Below are 959 nucleotides of genomic sequence, written 5' to 3'. Positions count from 1 at the left end.
GGCGTAGTCGAACATGATCGACGAGTAGTCCGTGACCAGCGCGTCCGAGGCCAGCATCACCTCCGCCGCGTCCGGCTCGTCCGTCGCGTCGACCACCACCCCGCGCCGGGCCAGCTCCGCCAGGCCCGCCCCGCGCGCCGGGCCGTTAGCCAGCGACGGATGCAGCCGCACCACCAGCGTATGTCCCTCGCCCAGGCCGGCAGCGAACGCCGCCAGGTCCAGCCGGTCCACGTGGCCGCCCCGGACGTGGTCGCGCCGGGTCGGGGCGTAGAGCACCACCGTGTGGTCCTCGGGGATGCCGTGCCTGCGGCGGAACTCCCGGCCCCGCGAGGCGCCCGCGCCCACCAGGACGTCGTTGCGCGGGCTGCCGGTGCGGACCGAGGTGAAGTGGCAGGGGAAGGCCCGCTCCCACACCAGCTCCGCGTACCGGCTCCCGACCAGGCCGTAGTCCCAGCGGTCCGCCCGGCGCAGCATCCGGGGCACGTCGAAACCGAGCCGGGCGCCGGGCCGGTCCAGCAGATCGGCGCCCAGGTACTTCAGCGGTGTGCCCTGGTGGGTCTGGATGTGCGTGGCACCGGGCCGCTTGACCAGCGCGCCGGGCCAGTTGACGTCGTTGACGAAGAACGCCGCCCGCGCGGTGACCTCCAGATAGCGCCGCGAGCCCAGCAGCACGTACTCGGTGTCCGGGGGCAGGGTCGCCGCGGTCTCCTCGTCCCGCACCACCCACACCCCGCGCAGCTGGGGAGCGATCACCCCGGCTGCCCGGTACACCGCCGCCGGGTCGCCGAGCATGCCCCGGTGCGAGGACGCCGAGTACACCACCAGATCCGGGTCGAGCGGGCGGCGCGACTGCACCGCAGACCAGCCGCGCCGGGCCCGTGTCCCGGCCGCCGTCCGCAGCCGCGCCGCGCGCCGTCCGGCCTCCCGGCCCGCCTGCGCGGCCCGGCGCCGCAGGGCGT

General features: G+C 76.1%; 1 protein-coding gene. It reads right to left on the bottom strand.

Features of this window, described 5'->3' with window-relative positions:
* Positions 1–959 (bottom strand): CDP-glycerol glycerophosphotransferase family protein (locus GT030_RS12825; protein WP_202460022.1); only part of this gene is annotated, 959 nt, incomplete at both ends.

Origin of the sequence: Streptomyces sp. SID1328 (assembly GCF_009865595.1) — a bacterium.
Lineage (GTDB): Bacteria > Actinomycetota > Actinomycetes > Streptomycetales > Streptomycetaceae > Streptomyces > Streptomyces griseoluteus.
Note: the sequence above shows the minus strand (reverse complement) of the source record. Positions and strands in the feature narration are given on the sequence as shown.